This is a genomic window from Streptomyces sp. AM 4-1-1 (assembly GCF_029167625.1).
GTDB lineage: Bacteria > Actinomycetota > Actinomycetes > Streptomycetales > Streptomycetaceae > Streptomyces.
In genome coordinates, this window is the sequence record NZ_CP119145.1 from 1,090,074 (window position 1) to 1,110,654 (window position 20,581).

The window sequence follows — 20,581 nt, forward strand, 5'->3', positions numbered from 1 at the left end:
GGAACGACGACCCGTTCCAGCAACGGGGTGAGGGTCAGAAACCGCAGACGGGGGCGAACATGACCGCGATTCCCGGACCGCTCCGGAGCATGGTCTTCCGGAACGCCGATCTTCCGGCACTCTTCCACCACACGGACGCCGTCGCCGTCGCACGTCAACGCGAGAGCGTGAACACCACCAGGGGGCAGCTGGTGCTCCTCGTGCTCGGAGCCGTGCCCGCGGCCCTCCCCTGGCACTGGCGGGTCGCGGGATCGGTCCAACTCCTCGACGCGCTGGGAGTGCTGGCCTATGCCGGCGTCCTGATCGCGACCTACCTCTCGGCCCGCCGTCAGGCGAAGTCGCACTGGCAGCTGAACCGCTCCGCGGCGGAGTTCATCAAGTCGGTCTGCTGGCGTTACGCGGTCCACGGCTCCCCCTTCGACACCGGCACCCAGCACCCGGAGGCGGTGTTCGCCAACCGGCTGGAGGAGGGGCTCCAGGAGTTACGGAAGGTCGGCTGGGTGGACCCCCGGGAGCGGCAGGAGGATTCCGGCGGTCTGATCACGGACGCGATGCGGGAACTGCGGGCCAAGGCGTTCACCGTGCGCAAGGAGACCTATGTCCGGGACCGGCTGATCGATCAGCGAGGCTGGTACCGCAGGCGCCAGGAGGTCTCCCGGCGTGCCACGTTCCTCTGGTCGACCGCCATCGCCGTGCTGACCGGGCTCGCCCTCGTCCTCGGTCTGCTCCGGACGTTCTCGGTGACCGGCTCCTTCGCCCTGACCGGCGTGCTGTCCGCCGCCGCGGCGGCCTGTCTCGCCTGGTACGAGATGCGCCGCCACCATCCGCTGATCTCCGCGCACTCCCTGGTCGAGAAGGAACTGGAAGCGCTGCAGGTCGCGATGGAGACCACACTGACCGAGCGGCACTGGCCGGTCGCGGTGTTCGAGACCGAGCGGATCGTGTCGCCGCAGCACACCGACTGGCTTGCCCGGCACAAGATGTGACGGTACGTCATCCATTGCCGGCCGGTCAGTCGCGCTCCACGCCCGCGTGCCAGATCACCGTGACCGGCCGGCCGAGCGCACGGGCGTACGTCACGATGTCGCCGGTACCGCCGAGCCCACGGGCCGGGCGGCCGTCCCAGACGGCGAACAGCCGGTCGCAGTGGTCGGCGATGTAGGCACCCGCCGCGTAGTACGCCTCGTCGGTGGAGTGCGGGAAGTCCAGCCGGACCTCACGGGCCGCCCGGTCCTTGAGGCCGCGGTAGCGGGCCAGTTCGGCCGCGCCGGAGAACGTCGACTCGTAGTCCCCGCTCGGGATGACCGCGGTCAGCTCGGCGCCGTGGGACAGCGCGATGTCCGCGAAGAGCTGGTCCGCCCCGGCGGCCAGGCTGGACAGCGCGTCGAGCGGGCCCTCGACACCGCCGATCGCCGCCCGGAGCCCGATGAGCACGTGGGCGTACGCCGCCCGGGGGATGGTCCGGTGGCCGGTCACTCCGATGCGATTCACGGACCTGGAACCCCCTGAGATGTCTGCCCGGGGGTCCCGGAGGGCGTCCCCCGGAAGGCACGACGTCCGCCCCCGTCGGCCGTGCTCGGCCGACCATCCCCATACCATCTCAAAAACCCCGGCCCGTGCGGGAGTCCCCGCCCACCATGTGGGCGGGGACTCCCGCACGGTCACGCTCCCCCTGCGGCCGGACCGGGTACGCGTCAGGCGCCGGACCTGTTCCGCTCCCCCGCCGGGACCGCGAGGGCGAGGGTGTTGCCCGGCGGCGGGAAGGGGCAGATGAAGTGGTCCGCGAAGGCGCAGGGCGGCAGCAGGCTGCGGTTGAAGTCGACCGTCACCCGGCCGTCCGGGGCCGGGGCCGCCGGGCGCAGGAAGCGGAACCGGTAACTGCTGTCCCCACTGGTGGCGTCGGCGAAGACGGCCCAGAGCGAGCCGTCGGGCTCCACCGCAACCTGGAGCGTGTGCTCCACGCCGTCCACCTCGAAGGCGATCTCGCCGCCGAGGCCCAGCCCGCGCTCGCGCCCGTCGGCGTTCCGCACCCGGACCGTGCGGTCGGCGCCGTACGGGCGGAACACCCCGGGCAGCTCCCAGCGGGCTTCGTACAGGGTCGCCTCGATGCCCCGGAAGGCGCGCCGCGCGTCGGACTCCGGATCGAAGTCCCGTACCGCCCACAGCCCTTCGCGGCGCAGCACGACCAGTCGGCGTCCGCCGTGCGCGATCCGTGACACGTCGATCGGTCCGTGGTCGGCGGTGAGGCGGATCTCGCCGGTCAGGGGCTTCCCGTCGGCGGTGAGACCGTCCTCGGCGGTGGCGGTGAGCACCACCTCGTCGCCGTCCTCGCGCCATCGCCCGGGGACGGCCGGAATCCGGCCGTCCGGGTGATCGGAGAGCCAGTGGGTGCCGGTGAGCGAGAGCGGGCCGTGGGGCGCCGCGACCGTGTCGGTCCGCTCCTTGTGCCAGTGCGCCCAGTCCCGCTCGGCCCGGTCGGCGGTGTCCGCCCGTTGTGCGTCCGTACTCATGGTGTCAACCCTTCCACACCGGCCCGGCCAGCCCGAGGTGGGACCGCAGGGTGGTGCCGTCGTATTCGGAGCGGAAGATTCCGCGTTCCTGAAGGAGCGGGACGACCTGGTCGACGAAGTCGTCGAGGCCGCCCGGGGTGAGATGCGGTACGAGGATGAAGCCGTCGGCCGCCTCCGCGGTGACGAACTCCTCCATGGCCGCCGCCACGGTCCGCGGGGTGCCGATGAAGGACTGCCGCGCCGTCGTCTCGATCACGGTCTGCCGGATCGACAGCCCCTTGGCCTGTGCCAGCGCACGCCATTTCGCGGCGACCGTGAGGGGATCGCCGACCCGGACCCTGCCCTGGGTCAGGGTGGAGCCCGGATCGGGGTCGGTCTCGGGGAGCGGCCCGTCGGGGTCGTACGAGGAGAGGTCGCGGCCCCAGACCTGTTCCAGGGCGAGCATCGCGTTCTGCGGGGAGACCTGGAGGCGGCGGATTCCGGCGGCCTTCTCCTGGGCCTCGGCGTCGCTGTCGCCCAGGACGACGGTGACCCCCGGCATGATCTTCAGGTCCTCGGGATGTCTGCCGTAGGCCGCCAGTCGCGCCTTGACGTCGGCGTAGAAGGCGCGGCCCGCGTCGAGGGTGCCGTGCCGGGTGAAGATGACATCGGCGGCGGAGGCGGCGAACTCACGGCCCTCGGCGGAGTCACCGGCCTGGATGACGACCGGGTGGCCCTGCGGGGCGCGCGGGACGGTGAACTCGCCCTCGATGTCGAAGTGGCGTCCGTGGTGGACGAAGTGGCGTGGGGAGCCGTCCGGGGCCCAGGAGTCCCAGAGCCCGCGCGCGGCCGTCACGAACTCGGCGGCCCTGGTGTAGCGGTCGGCACGGTCGAGGAAGCCGCCGCGCCGGAAGTTCTCCCCGGTGAAGGCGTCGGACGAGGTGACGACGTTCCAGGCGGCCCGGCCCCCGCTGAGGTGGTCGAGGGTGGCCAGGCGGCGGGCGAGCTCGTACGGCTCGTTGAAGGTGGCGTTGACGGTGCCGGCCAGTCCGAGGTGTTCGGTGACCGCGGCGAGCCCGCTCAGGACGGTGAGCGCGTCGGGGCGGCCGACGACGTCCAGGTCGTGGATGCGGCCGTTGTGCTCACGCAGCCGCAGGCCCTCGGCGAGGAAGAAGAAGTCGAAGCGGCCGCGTTCGGCGGTGCGGGCGAGGTGTTCGAAGGACGAGAAGTCGATCTGGCTCCCCGACCGGGGGTCGGCCCAGACGGTGGTGCTGTTGACACCGGGGAAGTGGGCGGCGAGGTGCAGTCGCCTGGGCCCTCCCCGGGGCCGCTGTGCGGTGCTCATGCGTGTCCTCCGACAAGGGCGTAGCGGTTGGCGGGGCGGGCGAGTCCCAGGTGCTCGCGGAGGGTGGCACCGGGGTAGAAGCGGCGCAGCAGGCAGCGGTGCTGGAGGAGGGTGGCCGTGCCGTTGACGAGCCGTTCCAGATCGCGTTCGGGGGCGATGGGGGTGAGGTGGAAACCGTCCACCGCGCCCCCCTGGTGCCATTCGGTGATCAGGTCGGCGAGGTCGACCGGGCCGCCCCGGTAGTAGGAGCCTCCTCCGGCGAGCAACGGGCCGCTCTCCAGCCCGGGTTCGGGGGCGCTCTCGGCGTCCCCGAGGTCGACGGTGAGCGCGACGAACACCCGGAGCGCGTCGGGGTCGCGTCCGTGCGCGGTGGCGCGCCGGCGCACATCGGCGCGGACCGTGGCGGCCTTGCCGGGTTCGTCGGTGCGTACGAGGACGACGTCGGCGTGGGCGGCCGCGGCCTCCCGGCTCACCTCGGCCGTCGCGTCGATGACGACCACCGGGTGGCCCTGCGGGGGCCGGGGCACGATCGCCGGTCCCCGGACGCTGAAGCCGCGCCCCTGGAAGTCGACGTAGTGCAGCTTGTCCCGGTCGATGAAGCGTCCGGTGGCGACGTCCCGTACCTCGGCGTCGTCCTCCCAGCTGTCCCAGAGCCGGGCGGCGACATCGGCGACCTCGGCCGCCTCGTGCCACAGGTCGGCCGCGGGGGCGGCCGGGCGGCGGCCGAACAGCCGGGCCTCCGCGCCGGTTCCCGACACGTCGGCCTGCCAGCCGGCCCGGCCCCGGCTCACCCAGTCCAGCGTGGCGACGGCCGACGAGACGTGGAACGGCTCGGTGTGGGTGGTCGTGACGGTCGGCACCAGTCCGATCCGTTCGGTGGCGGGCGCGACCCGGGAGAGCACGGCGAGCGCGTCGAGGCCCGGCCGGGCGAACGAGTCGCCGAGGGTGACGAAGTCGAGCGTGCCGCTCTCGGCGAGCCGGGCGAGGGCGACGTACCTGGCGGGGTCGAAACCGTGCGGTCCGCCGATCTCGGCGGCCAGATGGAGAGGGGTGGTGACGGGCATGACGGGACCTCACAGGACCTTGGAGAGAAAGGCGCGGGTGCGCTCGTGGCGTGGCCGGTCCAGTACGTCGGCGGGCGGGCCCTGCTCGACGATCCGGCCCTCGTCCATGAAGACGACGGTGTCGGCGACCTCGCGGGCGAAGCCGATCTCATGGGTGACGACGATCATGGTGGTGCCCTGCTCGGCCAGGTCCCTGATGACGTCCAGGACCTCGCCGACCAGCTCGGGGTCGAGCGCGGAGGTCGGCTCGTCGAACAGCAGCAGCTTCGGTTCGAGGGCGAGGGCGCGGGCGATGGCCACCCGCTGCCGCTGCCCGCCGGAGAGCTGCGCCGGGTACGCCCCCGACCTGTCGGCGAGCCCGACCCGGGCCAGGAGCTTCTCCGCCGAGGCCACGGCCGCCTTCCTGGGGCGGCGCAGCGCCGCGACCGGGGCCTCGATGATGTTCTCCAGGACGGTCAGGTGCGGGAAGAGGTTGAAGTTCTGGAACACGAAGCCGATCCGGGTGCGTTGCCGCAGCACCTCGCGCTCGCGGAGTTCGTGGAGCCTGTCGCCCTCCCTCCGGTAGCCGATCAGGACGCCGTCGACGCTGACCCAGCCGCGGTCGACCCGCTCCAGGTGGTTGATGGTCCGCAGCAGTGTGGACTTCCCCGAGCCGGAGGGGCCGAGGACGACGGTCACCTCACCGGTCCGTACCGAGAGGTCGACGCCGCGCAGCACCTCCAGGGCGCCGAAGCTCTTGTGCACGGAGCGGATGTCGACCATCACGGGGGCGGGGGCCCCTGAGGAGGGCGCCTCGCGGGTCGTTCCGTCGCCCGCCGGTTCCGTCGCCGGAGCTCCGGCCGGCGCCGCGTCCGCCGCCTTGTCCGCTGTGTCCTCCTTCGCTGTTCCGGTTGTCCTGCCGATGAGGTGATCGCTGGTGAGCGACATGGGGTTCCTTGGGATTCCTTAGGAGGAGACGGGGGTACGGGAGAGCCCGGCCCGGTCGTGGAGGAACGCGAGCGCCGCACGCGCCGTCGCGTCGTTCTGCCGGAAGGCGGGGCCGCCGGTGCGCGGCCGGGTGAACGCGCCGCCCGCCCGGCCCGTCGTGTGCGGCCCCAGCGCGAAGCGGCGCGGATGCGGACGGCCCGCGCGGTCCCGTATTCGCCCGTCGGCCGGGTCGACGGAGAGCAGCCCGTTCGCGGTGGCCGCCGCCCCGTCCTCGTACAGCGATCGGAGCAGCGGGCTGCGGGTGCGTTCCGGTGACGGGTCCGGCAGCCGTGCCTCGACCAGGGCGCGGGACTCGATCCACTCCCCCGGCACGGTCGCGCTGCCCGCCCGGAAGACGCCCCGCTCCTCGTCCGTCTCGACGGTGATCCCGGCGCCCAGGAAGCGGACCACGCCGGCCCGGGACAGGGCGAGCAGCTGGCGCAGCCTGGGGCCGGGCGGTCCGGAGGCGAGGTAGCTGAAGAAGCCGTGCCACGGTCCGGGGACCTCGCCGAGCCGGGTCAGCTGTCCGTAGACCGAGAGCAGCCCCAGGAAGACCGCGAGGTCCTGACTGTGCGCGGGGTCGTGGCGGCGGGCGAGGTCGGCGGTGATGTAGTCGCGCAGCTCGGTCTGGAGCGCGTCGTACGAGGTGTGGCGGACCCCCTCCAGCGGGCGGTCGAGCGCGTCGAGGTCGAGCCGGTCGGCGGGGTCGGGCACGGCCGCGGCGAGGAGGGTGTCCAGTTCGGGGCTGCCCGGTTCGGCGGCCCGGTACTTCTCCTCGAATTCGGACCGGTCGACGGCGGTGCGTTCGGGGTGGGTGGTGAAGAGGCGGTGGTAGTGGGCGTGGCCGAGCTCCCTGACGATGAGCGGCCACAGATCGCTCCGGAAGTCGGCCGGCTCCGGCCCGCCGAGCAGGGCGTCGATCGCCTCGGGGCCGAAGTGCCGTGGCAGCGGCGGGCGTTCGCCTTCCAGGGCGTATCCGATCTTCGCGTGGTACGGGACGCCGCGCCGCGATCCCACGTACAGCACGGGCTCGTGTCCGGAGGGCAGGTACTCGCCGTTCTCGTACCGTCCGCCGCGGCCCTCGGTGAGCAGCACCATCAGGTCGATGAAGGCCAGCCCGAAGCCCCGGACGATGACGGGTTCACCCGCCGGCAGCACCGAGAGGTCGCTGTCGGCGGTGAAGTCGGGTGGCAGGTGGACCAGCCGGTGCCGGTCCGCGAAGGAGGTCAGCTCCCTCTGTCCGTCGTCGGGATCGGCGTCCAGATGGCCGATGGTGAGGACGACCAGGTCGGCGAGGAGCGGGGTCGGGCGGCCGTCGAGCCAGACGCGCTGCCGGCCGTCGCGCGGTCCCGTGACCCGCACGGCGCTGCCGCGGTGCTCGTGCACGGTGATGCCCGGCGGAAGCGCGGCCACCGACTGCTCGTACACCCATCGCAGGTAGACGCTCTGCAGTCGCCGCCCGGGGAAGTCCCTGCCGCCCAACCGCTTTATCTCGCCGAGCAGTTCGTCGGACGCGTCGACGCGGACGCGACCGGCCCGGACCTCGGCGGCCCAGGTGTCGAGCGACGGGCCGGGCCGGACCGGGCCCTCCTGCTCCACCGTCTCGTCGGTGAACATGGTGACGTCCTCGGCCATCGAGTTCATCCAGAGCAGCGGCGACTGGTCCTGCCGCCAGATCCGGCCGCCGCCCGGCGGGTACGGGTCGACGAGATGGATATCGAGGCGGCTTTCCCCGTACAGCTCCGGGGCGTTGGCGGCGATCCGCTCGATGAGGCCGGTGCCGCGCGGTCCCGCGCCGACGATGACGAGGACGGGTGCGGGGGTGCGGGCGGCGCTCATCGGGCACCGGCCGTGCCGCGCGCGTAACGCCGTTCGACGTAGAACTGGCCGACGCTGAGCAGCGAGGTGACCGCGACGTACCAGATGGTCGCGACGAGCAGCAGCGGGATGACCTGGTAGGTCCGGTGGTAGACCAACTGGACCGAGTAGAGCAGGTCCTGGACGGCGATGATGCTGACGATCGAGGTGCCCTTGAGCGTGCCGATCAGCATGTTCCCGGCGGGCGGCAGGATGGAGCGCATCGCCTGCGGCAGCACGATGCGGTGCAGTCTGCGCCACGGCCCCAGCCCGAGCGACTGGGCGGCTTCCAGCTGGCCGCGCTCGACGGAGAGGATTCCGCCGCGGACGACTTCGGCGGCGTACGCGGCCTCGTGCAGGGTCAGTCCGATGACGGCGACGGTGACCGGGCCGAGGAGGTTCACCGTGCGGACGCCCAGGATCTCCGGGTAGAGCGCGCCGATGTTGAACCAGAACAGCAGCTGAACCAGGATCGGGGTGGATCTGAACAGCCAGATGTACCCCCAACCGACCGCTCTGAGAACGGGGTTGGCGGAGAGCCTGAAGACGGCGAGCAGGGTGCCGAGCCCGAATCCGAGCACCATGACGAGGGCCGTGAGCCAGAGCGTGAGCCCCAGCCCGCGCAGCACGGCGGTGGTGGCGAAGTAGTCGATGACGACGTCCCACTGGAAGGCGTCGTTGCGGACGACGGAGTTCAGCACCAGGACGAGAAGGAGCAGGACCACAACGGCCGCCGCCCACTGGCCCGTTCGGCGCACCGGCACGATCCGGAGTGCGGTGTCGGGGGCCTTGGCGGCCGGGGTGGGACGGTCCGGGGCGAGGGTTTCTGTCTGCGCGGACATGCGAGGGCTCCGTGGATGCAGCGATCGAACACGGGGCGTGCCTTCACACGGAACACAACACGGATCGGGCCCCTCAGCGCGATCCGCTTCCAAGGCTACGGGGTGCGCGCGGCCCGTTGTCAAGGTCGTCCACACTGTGGGCCCGGCGGCCTTCCACACTCCTTGTTCATGGGGTCACGGGAGGCCGTCACGTCCCAGGGCAGTTGACGGGCAACCGGATGCCTGTTCCACTTGACCCATGCATTCGCAGCTGTGGCTGGTCACGCGCTCCCACATCGACTTCGGTCGCGTGTGGTCCTGTTCCTGTTGAGCCGAGCCCCGCGTTTCGCTTCCTCCTCTTTTCCCGCTCGCGCCCGTTAGCGCGCCCAGCGGCATTCCCCGCGTGTCCTCACGCACACAACACCGCACCACCCTCCCCTCGCCCCACCCCGCGCCGTCCCGATGTGTCACCGCACCGCTCCGTGCCGACGCCGCGCCCTTCGCGCTGCCTCGTCCCGCCCCGGTCCGAGCTGTTCCGACACGTCTCCTCGCCTCGCACCTCCGGCCGGCGCTCGCCGCGCGCTGCCCGCGCACCGGCGGGCGCGGGCCGATGAACCAGGAGAACTCCGCCTCATGTCCCGTACCCGGCACACCGCCGTCTTCGCGCTGATCACCGTCGCCGCTCTCACGCTCACCGCGTGCGGCTCCGGCGATCCGGCGACCGCACCCGCCGGGGGAACCGGGCCCGCCGGCGCCGCCCGGGGGAAGATCCCGACCACCGATGTGGTGTCCTCGGTGAAGGAGGACCCGGCAGCGGTGGCCCTGCTGCCCCAGCGGGTCCGCGAGGCGGGCACCGTCTCCCTCGCCGCCAGTGTCGGGGCGCCGCCCGGTGCCTTCTACCTGCCGGACGGGAAGACCCTGGCCGGTATCGACATCGACTTCGCGGACGCCGTCACCAAGAAGCTCGGGCTCCGCGTCAAGCGCGAGATCGCGGCCTTCGAGGCGATCCTGCCCGCGCTGGGCAGCGGGAAGTACGACGTGGGCACGGGGAACTTCGGGGTCACCGACGAACGCCGCAAGCAGATCGACTTCGCCACGTACATCAATGACGGCCAGGGCTTCGCCGTCCGGAACGACAGCAAGCTGACGAAGGTCACCGATCTGACGCAGCTCTGCGGACTGACCGTCGCCACGAGCGCCGGGACGACGTTCGAGGTGACGCTGGAGAAGAACCGGCAGCGGTGCGCCGACGCGGGTGAGAAGCCCTACGACGTGAAGACGTACGCCGAGGACGGCGCCCTCTGGATCTCGCTCCAGCAGGGGCGCAGCGATGTGGTGATGTCGACGATCAACGGCTTGCGGTACGCGGTGACCCAGCAGGACGGGGTGCGTTTCCTCAACGAGTTCAAGCGGCTCGACGTCGGCTTCGCGTTCAAGAAGGGCACCCCGCTGGCGCCCGCCTTCCAGGCCGCGGTCAACAGCCTCAAGGCGGACGGCACCTACGACCGGGTGCTGAAGAAGTGGGGCATCGGCGGCTCGGCGATCAGGACGTCGCAGATCTCACCGCCGGAGATCAAGTGACGGGCCGGACACCCGCTGACGGCCGTCCGCCGGCGCGCTGTCGCTGACGGCCGCCCCGGCCCGCGCCCCCAGAGGCTGTCCCGGGCGCGGTCAGCAGTCGCAGCCGCAGTCGCAGCAGCACCCGTCGTCGCAGCCGCAGTTGCCGCAGCACTCGCAGGCGTCACAGCAGTTCCCGCAGTCGCACTGCTGGCACAGGCCCTCGCGCCGTTGTCTGCTCCAGGGGCCCTCGAAGGTCCCGCAGCACATCCGGCAGGTGCAGGCGAGGCCCGCCCACACCAGGCACCCGGCCACCAGTCCGCGCCGATCGCGCGGCGGCTCGGGCGGGGGCGGGGCCGCGGGACCGCCGGGGGCCTGGGGCGCGTACGGATTGCCCGGCGGCGGCCCGTACGCACCGGTCGGCGGCCCGTCCGGCCGGTGGCCGCCGGCTCCCCGCCCGGCCGCCGGCAGCCCGTCCGCCCGTGGCCCGTCCGCGTGGTGCGCACAGGTGTCCGTCGCGAACGCCCGGTCCACCGAGCGCCGCAGTTCGTGCGCCAGCAGCACATGCGCCAGCCTGTCGTCCGTGAACTCCGCGTCGCGCAGGGCCAGGCGGATGCCGTGCAGCGCGTCGTCGCACAGCCGCCGCGCCTCGGCCGACGAGGTGCCGGTCGCTGTGAGCGGATTCCAGGCTCCTGACGCGGCGTCGGCCCGCTGGTCCTCCACGGCGTCCAGGAGATGGGCGAGGCGGCCGAAGAGCCTGCCGGCCTCGGCGAGCGGAGCCATGTTCCCCGGCCTGCCCGCGAGTACGGCGGTGTGCGCGAAGGCCGCGGCGGTCGCCGTCTCGGTGGGTTCGGTGACCGTCAGCAGCGAGGTGCCGGGGCCCGCCAGCGACTCGATCCCGGTCTGCCGGTCGACCGCGTCGACCAGCACCGCCGTGTCGAAGCCGAGCGCCGCCCCGGCGCGCGCTCCGGCCCGGTCCCAGCCCGCGGCGACCCGGCGGGCCGCGGCGGCGACCGGCCGGCGCCTCAACAGCCCGTCCCCGTCGGCGACGTGGTCACGCACCTTCGCGGACGCCAGCACCAGTGAGACGGCCGCCGCGAGCCGCGCCCCCTCGCCCTTGGCCACCGGGGCGGTCCGCATGGCGCGCAGCGGACAGGGTCCCGCGGTCCTTCGCCATCCGGTGGTGCGCTCGGACTGAGCCTCTGTCAGGACGGAGACGATCAGGCCGTCGTAGTTCGTGACGACGCGGGCGAATTGGCCGTGGTCCGAGCGAAGTGCGAGACAGAGACCGCAGAGATGGGCCATCCATTCGGTCCTCAGCCCCTCCGACAGTCGATGCGTGCACGGTCTGACGATTCCGAACAAGACGTTCCCCCGTGATTCACCCGGCCGCGCGACATGTCCGCACACGCGCGCGGCGTGCATCGTACCGGGCGATCCGTTCACCCGTACGTCCCCCAGGTCACCCGTACGGACCGAAGAATCATATTTTCTTTCTTCTGGCGGCCTTATAGGGGAGGAACCCTGACGAACCGCCACAAGTTCTGCACCAGTACCGTCACGAATCGCCTCCGTGCTGACTATCCACTTGGCGCGAGATCCGCATCATGGTCGACCATAGGGATAGGAAAGAGATGCGGAACACCAAGAAACCGCGGTGAGAGGAGGCGTCCATGGGATCGGTGCGCAAGGCAAGTGCCTGGCTGGGCCTCGTCGAGGACAACGACGAGCGGTACTACGACGACGAGTACGCCGGGGGTGCCGAGACCGGTACCGGCAACGCCTGGGTGACCGACCCCCGGGTGCAGGTGGCCTCCGAGGCGGCCCACGAGGACGGCCGTCGGATCGCCACCGTCAGCCCGGACAGCTTCCGGGACGCCCGGGGCATCGGCGAACTCTTCCGGGAGGGCGTCCCGGTGATCGTGAACCTCACGGCCATGGACCCCTCCGACGCCAAGCGGGTCGTCGACTTCGCGGCCGGGCTGACCTTCGGGCTGCGCGGCTCGATCGAGCGGGTGGCCACGCGGGTCTTCCTGCTGACGCCCGCCAACACCCAGGTGCTGAACGGCGAGACCGCCGGCCGCCCGGCCGACGGTTTCTTCAACCAGAGCTGAGCGGGGCGCTCGCCGACCGGGACCGGCCGGGCGCCACCGCTCTCACCGAAGGCCGGAATCCGGAGGCCGGAAACCGGCGCCGACGCCCGGAGGGCACGGGACAGGGGGCCGGGCCAGGGGCGTGGGACCACACCAAACACCGGGGCCGCCGGGCTACCGGAAGGCGTCCAGACCGGTGAGCGCCTTGCCCAGCACCAACTGGTGCATCTCCACGGTGCCCTCGTAGGTGAGCACCGATTCCAGGTTCGTCGCGTGCCGCATCACCGGATATTCGAGCGAGATCCCGTTGGCCCCGAGGATCGTGCGCGCGGTCCGGCAGATCTCGATGGCCTCCCGCACGTTGTTCAGCTTGCCGAAACTGACCTGCTCGGGCCGGAGGGTGCCCGCGTCCATCCGCCGGCCCAGATGGTGGGCGAGCAGGATTCCCTTGTGCAGTTCGAGCGCCATGTCGGCGAGCTTGGCCTGGGTGAGCTGGAAGCCGCCGATCGGCCTGCCGAACTGCTCCCGGGTCCTCGCGTAGTCGACGGCCGCGTCGAAACTGGCGCGCGCCGCCCCCATGGCGCCCCACACGATGCCGTACCGCGCGTGGCTGAGACAGCCGAGCGGACCGCGCAGTCCGACGGCGCCGGGCAGCACGGCGTCGGCGGGCAGCCGCACCCCGTCCAGGACCAGTTCACTGGTGACCGAGGCGCGCAGCGACCACTTGTGCTTGATCTCGGGCGCGGAGAAACCGGCGGTGTCGGTCGGCACCACGAAGCCCCGGATACCGCCCGGGGTCCCGGCCGGGTCGGTCTGCGCCCAGACGACGGCGACCCCGGCGACCGATCCGTTGGTGATCCACATCTTGCGGCCGGTGAGCACCCAGTCGTCGCCGTCGCGCTCGGCGAACGTCCGCATGCCGGCCGGGTCCGATCCGTGGTCCGGCTCGGTGAGTCCGAAGCAGCCGATGATCTCCCCCGCCGCCATGCCGGGCAGCCAGCGCCGCTTCTGCTCCTCGGTGCCGAAGCGGTGGATGGCGTACATGGCGAGGGAGCCCTGGACGGAGACGAGGGAGCGGATGCCGGAGTCGGCCGCTTCCAGTTCCAGGCAGACCAGCCCGTACTGGACGGCGGTCGCGCCCGCGCAGCCGTACCCGTCGAGGGACATGCCGAGGGCGCCGAGAGAGCCCAGCTCGCGGGACAGCTCGCGGATGCCGGGCAGTTCGCCCTTCTCGTACCACTCGGCGATGTGCGGCAGGACCCGGTCGGTGGACCAGGCCCGGACCGTGTCCCGGATCGCGAGGTCGTCGGGGCCGAGCAGATCGTCGACGCCGATCGGGTCACGCGGGTCGAAGGGCGGGAGCTTCGAGGACGGAGTTGCTGACAAGAGGGTGCCTCCGGCGGCTCGGGCGCTGCTGAACGGGCGGGGGTCGGTCAAGGCGTCGCGCTGACGTTACGGTTCAGTGCGCCGCCCGTCCAGATCCGGACGCCTCGACGGGGTGGCGGCCCGCGGGCGACGCGGGGCGCGGGCGCGGCAGGGCCTCGGTAGCCGGCTCGCGCACCGCACGGGCCCGCGCCGGACGCGGGATGCCCACCGCCTCCCGAAGAACCGCCCGCGCCGTCTCCGGCGTTCCCGTCCGCCGGGGCGATTCCGTCGCGGCGGGTCCGTGGCCGGCCGGTGGCGGGCACTCCATCGTCCGCGGCAGTCGCAGCGCGGCCAGCGCGCCGAGCAGCAGCAGGCCGGCGCTGACCAGCAGCGTGACGTGCAGGCCGTGGACGAAGGCGTGACGCGCGGTGCCGCGCAGCGCCGCGCCCAGCGGGCCGCCCAGCCGGGCCGCCTCCTGGTACGCCTCGCCGAGCGAGTGCGAGGCCGCCGCACCCGCGTCGGCGGGGACGCCCTGCTGGGAGAGCCGGGCGAGCCCGGGGACGTAGGCGGCGTTCATGACACTGCCGAGCAGCGCGATGCCCAGCCCGGCACCGAGCTGGTACGAGGTCTCGCCGATGGCCGCCGCGCCGCCCGCCCGGTCGGCGGGCGCCTCGCTGAGCATCGACTCGTACGCGCCGAAGAGCGTGGACTGCAATCCGAAGCCGAGCAGCACGAACCCGCAGGTGAGCAGCACAGGCCGGTCGTGCTGTCCCATCAGGGTCAGCAGCAGTACCGCCGCCGCGGTGAGCACGAAGCCCCAGCCGACCATCCGGCGCGGGCCGGTGCGGCGCAGGGTGTACGAGCCCGTGGCGCCCGCCGCCATGGCGGCGAAGGTCAGGGGCAGCAGCCGCAGTCCGGTCTCCAGTGGGCTGAGGTCCAGGACGAGCTGGAGGTACTGGACGGCGATCAGTTCCAGACCGACCAGGGCGAGCATGGCGAGGACGACACAGCCCACGGCCGTGGAGAAGGCGGGCCGGGCGAACATCCCGATGTCGATCAGCGGCCGCGTGCGGCGCCGCTGCCGTCGTACGAACAGCGCGAGCAGGGCGAGCCCGGCCGACAGCGGTCCGAGGGTGGCCGGGCCCAGTGGTTCCTCGCCCGCCCCCAGCCGTTTCACCCCGTAGACCAGGCCGAGGATTCCCGCTGCCGCCGTCAGCGCGCCCCACACGTCCCAGGGTCCGTCGTCGCCACCCCTGGACTCCGGGAGCAGGAGCCGGCCGACCGGCAGGATCAGTGCCATCAGCGGAACGTTGATCAGGAAGACCGAGCCCCACCAGAAGTGCTCGACGAGGAAGCCCCCGATCACCGGCCCGGTGGCGGCGCCGACCGCGGCGACCGCGGTCCACACCCCGATGGCCGTGGCCCGTTCGCGCCGGTCGGGGAAGACCTGGCGGAGGATCGACAGCGTCGCGGGCATGATCATGGCGCCGCCGACACCGAGGAGGGCGCGGGCCGCGATCAGCACTCCGGGGCTGCCCGCGGTGGCCGCGAGCGCGGACGCGACACCGAAGAGGGCGTATCCGGTGAGCAGCACACGCCGCCGGCCGATCCGGTCGCCGAGGGTCCCGAAGAGGATCAGCAGCGAGGCGCAGACGAGCGGGTAGGCGTCGACGATCCACAGCAGTCCGACGGCGCTGGGCCGCAGGTCCTCGGTGAGGGCCGGCACGGCGACGTGGAGCACGGTCGCGTCGAGCGCGACGAGCAGCAGACTGAGACAGAGGACGACCAGGACGACCCAGCGATCGCCACCACCGGTGGCCGATGCCGGCCGGTGCCGGCCCGTGGTCGTCCCGGACATGCGCGTACCTCCCAAAGGTCCCTCACGGGTCCCTCGCGTCGGCAGGCCGCCCGGGAGCCGGGGCCTCCGGCGTCCCTCGGGCCCGGCATCGACGGGCGAGTGAGCCGTCAGCGTACGCGAGTTCCATCGGGGCACGCGTGGCCGACCTCATACCTCATCGATCACGCGGTGTGGCGTACGCCACGCCGAGGGGCGGCCGGGAGTCCATGTACCGCCCACAACGATCGACAGCGATATCCATATCGATATTACTTCGCACCATTACGTTCATACTCAAACATTTTTACGGGCGCGACACGAAGGCGATTGGCCGCAAGGCCGTCCGGATTCCCTCGACGCCTTGGAATTACGGGCTTTTCGTGGTCCGGCCCACATCACATCGTCATCACAAACCGGCCGGATGGGCCAGGTCTCACACTCACTCGCTGTAACGTCGATTGTGTGCGTACCGACATCTTTGCCCGCCTGGACCGGGAGCCGGAACCGCCGAAGATAGAGATCCCGCGGATGAGCCGTCACCGCATCGCTCTCTTCGGCGGGACCTTGGCGTTCTATCTCGCCATCGTCGTGGCCGTGCTGGTCTCTTCCTGGCTGGTGACCCTGGACTGGAAGGTCATGCTCTTCCGGCCGTACCAGCAGTGGCCCGAACTCCACGCCTTCCTCGATTACTACATCGTGCTCGGCCAGCGTGGCCCCACGGCCGTGATGGTCGCCTGCTGGCTCGGCTGGCGCTCCTGGCGGCAGCACACACTGCGGCCGCTGCTCACCCTGGGCACCTCGCTGCTGCTGCTCAACATGACGGTGGGCGCGGTCAAACTCGGTCTGGGCCGCCTCGGTCCGCACTACGCCACCCAGATCGGCTCGGCCGAGCTCTTCGCCGGCGGCGATATATTTCCCTCGGGTCACACCGCGAACGCCGTGGTGACCTGGGGAATTCTCGCGTATCTGGCCACCACGCCACGGGCCAGACGCTATCTGTCGGCCACGTCGGCCGTCGTCTCTCTCGGCGTGGGACTCACGACCGTCTACCTCGGGACGCACTGGCTCAGCGATGTGCTGCTCGGCTGGGCGGCCGGACTGCTGATCCTGCTGGGGCTGCCCTGGTGCGAACCCCTGATCACCCGCGCCGAGGAGACGATCTTCGCCGTGCGCGCGTGGTGGCGGGCGCGCGGGAGTCGGCGGGTGGCCGTCCCGGTCGCGGCCGACGAGCCGCACGTGGTGTGCACCTCACGGCGGGACGGCTCGGCCGTCGCTCTCAGCACCGCCCCGGGCGTACGGACCGCACCAGCCCCGGCGTCCGGTTCCGGTACGGACATCGGCGCCGAGACCCGTACCGACACCCGCGACGGGAGCCCGGCACGCGAGCCGGTCGCCGCGGCGAGCGCCCGCTTCACCCCGGCCGCTGCCCCTGCTCCGGGCTCCGGGACCCGGGCACGGGCGCACTCGGTGCGTTCGGAGCGGATGCCCGTCACTCCGGTCGGCAGCCGTCGGCCGCCGCCGCACACGGACCGGGCCCCCCGGGGCGGCACGGCCGCACCTGCTCCGGCCCGCCCGGTGACGGGCGGCTGAGCGGCCGGGAAGGCCGGGGGCGGTACGCACAAGCGCCCCCGCCGGGTGAAGGCTCCGACCAGAGGTCGGGGCCTTCACCCGTTCATCCCACCCAGCAGCGGGTCACGGCGCCCGCCTCCACCTCGAAGTTGATCCTGCCGAACCGGAACTCCATGGTGATGACCGTGCCCGGCGGCAGCGCTCTGACCGTGGTCCAGCCGCGCTCCCGGGCCCGCGACTCAGCGGTCGCGGCGTCGAGGCCGACATACGGCTCCGGAGCGTCGTCCGGCTGGGCGGGAGGGTTCGGTACGGATGTCATGCCCCCACCGTAGGGGGCCGCGCGCGGAGACGGAAACGGTCCCGGCCGGGGCGGTCACGTCACCCTCACATCCGCCACCGGTCACGCTTGTGTCACAAGATCACGACACACGTTCGCATCAGTCGACTTCACCCGAACGAGAAGTGCGCGACCGGTCGCCCGGTAATTGAACAACCCTGAAGAATCCGGGGCGTGAAGGCCAGAAGAAAGCGCCGGAATACCCCGGCGAGAAGAGAATCCTTTTCTCGTACCGGGAGCGTCACACGAATGGCATGACACCGGGCGGAATTCCGGACCTCTTATGTCAACCTTATCTTTGGCTTATGGGTCCATGAAGGCGGCCCGGGTGCCCCGGTCCGTCGGAGCACACCGGCCGGTACGGGACCGGGTCGATCCGCTCCCGGCTCCCGGAGCCCGGAAGGGGCGGACCGGGCCCGGGCCACCCGGTCCGCGACGGCCGGCCCGGCGGTCCGATCACCTCGAAGTCGCGGCCAAAGGGCTGTCCCGCGATCCGTGGTGGATCAGCGTGCGGCGTCGGATGCGGTGCATCGCAAGGCGGAAGAACGTCCGCGTACTGGATGTACGGGGACGTTCCCACAACGCCGCGAGGTGCCGTAGCTGTCGTCGCACGCCCACCAGGGATCACGGGACAGCTCCAAGGGCCCGGCGGGACGGCGGCGGCCCGCAGCCGACGGGAAGGGGACGGCCCCGCAGTCGGTGGAAGAAGGGGACGGGTCCCGGTCGGCGGAGGGGACGGGCCCCGGCCGACGAAAAGAAACGGGTGTCCCCGCCGCGCTCAGCCCGCCCTGCGCGCGCGGATCACGTCCGCGGCCTTGTGACGGAGTGCGTACGCCCCGTCCAGCACGTCTCCCCGGGCGCGGTGGAACGCGGTGCCCAGGGCGCCGAGGGAGTGGCCTCGCGCCGCGTTCGGTCCGGGGCCGGCCAGTTCGGTGAACAGCCTCTCGTGCCGTTCGGCGATCCGGGCCGGGTCGAACCGCTCCGCCGCGGTGAGCGCGGCCCGCCCCAGCCGCAGCCGCAGTCCGTCGTCGTCGATGAGGCTGAGCAGCGCCTTCGCGACGGCGTGCTGGTCCCCGGTGGGCACCAGCACGCCGTCGACGCCGTCGTCGATGATCTCGCGGGGGCCGTGCGGACAGTCGGTGGCGACGACCGGCAGTCCGCAGCGCATCGCCTCGACGATGGTCATGCCGAAGGACTCCCGGTCCGAGGTCACCGCGGCGACGGACCCCTTGGGCCACTCCGCCTCCATCGGATGGACCGAACCCATCAGGAAGACGTGGTCGTCGAGTCCGAGCCGGGAGACAAGGGCGTCCAGCGCCCGCCGCTCGTTTCCGGACGCGTCACCGCCGCCGTAGACGCGCAGCCGCCAGTCCGGGCGGACCTCGACGACCTCGGCGAAGGCCCGTACGAGCAGGTCGTACCGCTTGACCTTGTGGAGCCGGCCCGCGGCGACGACCCACTTCTCCGTCCCGTCCGCTGGCGCGGCGGCCGGGGCGGGCACGCTGTTCGCGATGGACTCGACGCGCACGCCCGGCAGCCTCAGCCGGGTCCGGTAGTCCCGGGCGTCCGCCTCGGTGACGGTGGTAAGCGCGTCGAGCAGCCCGTAGCGGTACCCGATCTCGCGGCGCAGCCGGTAGCCGTGGCTGTCGAGGGTCAGGTGCTCCTGACCGACCCGGACCGGGCCCCGCCTGGTCTGTCTGCTGATGTGCACGTTGAGGCCGGGACGGGTCCCGACGACCACGTCCGCCTCCAGGGACCGCAGATGAGCGGCGATCCGGGCGTCGGTGAGCACGCTGTACTGCTTGTACCTGGTGTCGCCGCCCGGGAACACCGAGGCCGCCCTGGCATGCTCCGGGCGGTCGCCGTCGTACGTGGGGCTCTTCTTCCGCAGGTCCACGAGATGGCTCATCCGGACCCCGGCGGGGGCGCCGAGCGCGGGGTCGTCACGGTGCCGGAAGACCGACACGATCTCGACGTCGTGGTGTTCGGCCAGCGTCCCGGCGAGGTTGAAGGTCGTGCGGATCGTGCCGCCGATGCCGTACGCGTTGTGGAGCAGAAATGAAATGTGCATGCGCCGCCGCATCCCCCTGGTCAACTGGTCTGCTGGGACTGTACTGGCCCGCGCCTCCTCGCACAGAATTCGCACAGAGGTCGGAACCGGGGGCGGGCCGTGTCCCGGCCCGCCCGGAGAGCCGCAGGCCGGGGCGGGCGTGCGCCGGGGCGGAGAGCCGTCCCGGTGGTCCGTGGCTGCCCATGGGTTCGATTCCGTTCCCCTCGGTGCGTGACTCCGGCCGCGGATCGGCCGTTGTCCTCTGCATGAGCCGGGACCAGCCCGGCGCACGCACCGAGTTCGAGGAGCCACCCCGTGCCGCGCATGCTCGACGTCAGCGAGGACGTACGCGCCGAGATCGGCGATGCCGAAGCCGACCGGCTGCTCGTCGGCGACAACACCCCGGGCAGTTACGACTGCACTTCCTGCCGCACCCCGGGCGACTCCGAGCAGGAGCGCACCAGCACCGTGCTGTTCGTGGGCGACGAGACCGCGGTCCTCGCCTTCGCCCACGCGACGTGCATCCCCTCGCAGGTCGTCCAGGTCTCGGAGGACCAGCTCCAGGGGGCCGTACGGAGCATCACCGGAGGCGAATCCGAGGTCCCGGACGGTCTCGGGCCCGAACAGGCCGTTCTCGGCGTCACCAGCGGCCTGGTGCTCATCGGCGAGGATCTGCATCCGGCGCTGGTCGTCGAACCGACCGGTCCGATCGCCCGTCCGGGGACCGACGGCAGCGGGGGCGATGTCTTCCTCCAGCTCCTGATGGAACAGGGCTTCCACCCGGTCGCCGATGTGAACCAGGAGCCCGCCGTGCTCTCCGGCTGGTCGGTGCTGCTCGCCGTGGGCCGGCTGCACGCCGTGCTCCAGCCCGGCACGGGCGGCGGCTCCCCCGTCGCGTGGTGGCAGGCCCACCAGCCGCTCCAGGTCACCGACGGCTGGCGGACGGCGGCGACCAAGTCCCGGACGGTGCTCGTGTACGCGGCCCCGGCCGGTTCGATCGGCCAGCAACCGCGCGAGGACCTGCTCCGCGACGCGCTGGAGAAGGCCGCGGCCGGCGGGTTGCTGGTGGCGGCCGCGATGCCACTGGCCGGTACCTGAGCGAGCCTGGCGCCTCCCCGTCAGACACCGCCGGTCGCGGCACCGGGCACTGAATCACCCGCGGCGAACAGCTGTTTCCCCGTCCGGCCCGCATCCGACGGCCCACAGGGTCGTTGGCAGATACGTGCACCCA

At 72.1% G+C, this 20,581-nt stretch carries 17 protein-coding genes; 5 read left to right on the forward strand and 12 right to left on the reverse strand.

Going from position 1 to position 20,581, the window contains the following annotated elements:
• Positions 1 to 59: 59 nt before the first annotated feature.
• Entirely contained in the window at positions 60 to 986 is a 927-nt protein-coding gene (locus PZB75_RS04460) for a DUF4231 domain-containing protein (protein WP_275533972.1), read from the forward strand.
• Positions 987 to 1,011: 25 nt separating this feature from the next.
• Here PZB75_RS04460 and PZB75_RS04465 read toward each other — a convergent pair whose 3' ends face one another.
• The 7 genes from PZB75_RS04465 to PZB75_RS04495 form a co-directional block, all read right to left on the reverse strand.
• Positions 1,012 to 1,491, reverse strand: a complete 480-nt coding sequence (locus tag PZB75_RS04465) for a hypothetical protein (RefSeq protein ID WP_275533973.1) — start codon at positions 1,489 to 1,491, stop codon at positions 1,012 to 1,014.
• A 203-nt stretch (positions 1,492 to 1,694) separates the two neighbouring features.
• A complete protein-coding gene (locus PZB75_RS04470; RefSeq protein ID WP_275533974.1) occupies positions 1,695 to 2,510 on the reverse strand; it encodes a DUF1684 domain-containing protein in 816 nt (271 codons plus the stop codon).
• Between the two features lie 4 nt (positions 2,511 to 2,514).
• Entirely contained in the window at positions 2,515 to 3,834 is a 1,320-nt protein-coding gene (locus PZB75_RS04475; protein ID WP_275533975.1) for an NtaA/DmoA family FMN-dependent monooxygenase, read from the reverse strand.
• Entirely contained in the window at positions 3,831 to 4,898 is a 1,068-nt protein-coding gene (locus PZB75_RS04480) for an LLM class flavin-dependent oxidoreductase (RefSeq protein ID WP_275533976.1), read from the reverse strand. Before PZB75_RS04480 ends, PZB75_RS04475 begins: the two co-directional genes overlap by 4 nt.
• Before the next feature lie 9 nt (positions 4,899 to 4,907).
• Positions 4,908 to 5,660 carry an amino acid ABC transporter ATP-binding protein gene (locus PZB75_RS04485; RefSeq protein ID WP_275538583.1) on the reverse strand — a complete coding sequence of 251 codons (753 nt, stop codon included), beginning with the start codon at positions 5,658 to 5,660 and terminating at the stop codon, positions 4,908 to 4,910.
• A 183-nt stretch (positions 5,661 to 5,843) separates the two neighbouring features.
• On the reverse strand, positions 5,844 to 7,703 hold the full coding sequence (locus PZB75_RS04490) for an FAD/NAD(P)-binding protein (protein WP_275533977.1): 1,860 nt from the start codon (positions 7,701 to 7,703) through the stop codon (positions 5,844 to 5,846).
• Positions 7,700 to 8,563: an amino acid ABC transporter permease gene (locus tag PZB75_RS04495; RefSeq protein ID WP_275533978.1), complete on the reverse strand. Its 864-nt coding sequence runs from the start codon at positions 8,561 to 8,563 to the stop codon at positions 7,700 to 7,702. The genes PZB75_RS04490 and PZB75_RS04495 overlap by 4 nt, the downstream gene beginning before the upstream one ends.
• A 612-nt stretch (positions 8,564 to 9,175) precedes the next feature.
• Here PZB75_RS04495 and PZB75_RS04500 point away from each other — a divergent pair.
• Positions 9,176 to 10,123, forward strand: coding sequence for an ABC transporter substrate-binding protein (locus tag PZB75_RS04500; protein WP_275533979.1), 948 nt, complete (start codon positions 9,176 to 9,178; stop codon positions 10,121 to 10,123).
• A gap of 90 nt (positions 10,124 to 10,213) precedes the next feature.
• On the opposite strand, the gene PZB75_RS04505 is transcribed toward PZB75_RS04500, so the two are convergent.
• Complete coding sequence (locus PZB75_RS04505; protein ID WP_275533980.1) at positions 10,214 to 11,464, reverse strand: DUF5685 family protein; 1,251 nt, start codon at positions 11,462 to 11,464, stop codon at positions 10,214 to 10,216.
• A gap of 308 nt (positions 11,465 to 11,772) precedes the next feature.
• On the opposite strand from PZB75_RS04505, the gene sepF reads away from it, so the two are divergent.
• Complete coding sequence (gene sepF, locus PZB75_RS04510) at positions 11,773 to 12,213, forward strand: cell division protein SepF (RefSeq protein ID WP_275533981.1); 441 nt, start codon at positions 11,773 to 11,775, stop codon at positions 12,211 to 12,213.
• 153 nt (positions 12,214 to 12,366) lie between these two features.
• On the opposite strand, the gene PZB75_RS04515 is transcribed toward sepF, so the two are convergent.
• Both PZB75_RS04515 and PZB75_RS04520 read right to left on the reverse strand, forming a co-directional pair.
• The gene (locus PZB75_RS04515; protein ID WP_275533982.1) at positions 12,367 to 13,578 is read right to left on the reverse strand and encodes an acyl-CoA dehydrogenase family protein; all 1,212 of its coding nucleotides are present in this window, start codon (positions 13,576 to 13,578) and stop codon (positions 12,367 to 12,369) included.
• 73 nt (positions 13,579 to 13,651) lie between these two features.
• On the reverse strand, positions 13,652 to 15,415 hold the full coding sequence (locus PZB75_RS04520) for an MFS transporter (protein ID WP_275533983.1): 1,764 nt from the start codon (positions 15,413 to 15,415) through the stop codon (positions 13,652 to 13,654).
• A gap of 441 nt (positions 15,416 to 15,856) precedes the next feature.
• On the opposite strand from PZB75_RS04520, the gene PZB75_RS04525 reads away from it, so the two are divergent.
• A complete protein-coding gene (locus PZB75_RS04525) occupies positions 15,857 to 16,984 on the forward strand; it encodes a phosphatase PAP2 family protein (RefSeq protein WP_275533984.1) in 1,128 nt (375 codons plus the stop codon).
• An 82-nt stretch (positions 16,985 to 17,066) separates the two neighbouring features.
• Here PZB75_RS04525 and PZB75_RS04530 read toward each other — a convergent pair whose 3' ends face one another.
• Positions 17,067 to 17,282 (reverse strand): I78 family peptidase inhibitor, encoded by a 216-nt coding sequence (locus PZB75_RS04530; RefSeq protein WP_275533985.1) that lies wholly within the window; start codon positions 17,280 to 17,282, stop codon positions 17,067 to 17,069.
• 796 nt (positions 17,283 to 18,078) lie between these two features.
• Entirely contained in the window at positions 18,079 to 19,371 is a 1,293-nt protein-coding gene (locus tag PZB75_RS04535) for a glycosyltransferase family 4 protein (RefSeq protein ID WP_275533986.1), read from the reverse strand.
• Positions 19,372 to 19,665: 294 nt separating this feature from the next.
• Between PZB75_RS04535 and PZB75_RS04540 the strand changes: the two genes are divergently transcribed.
• Positions 19,666 to 20,448, forward strand: coding sequence for a hypothetical protein (locus PZB75_RS04540; RefSeq protein ID WP_275533987.1), 783 nt, complete (start codon positions 19,666 to 19,668; stop codon positions 20,446 to 20,448).
• Positions 20,449 to 20,581: the final 133 nt, after the last annotated feature.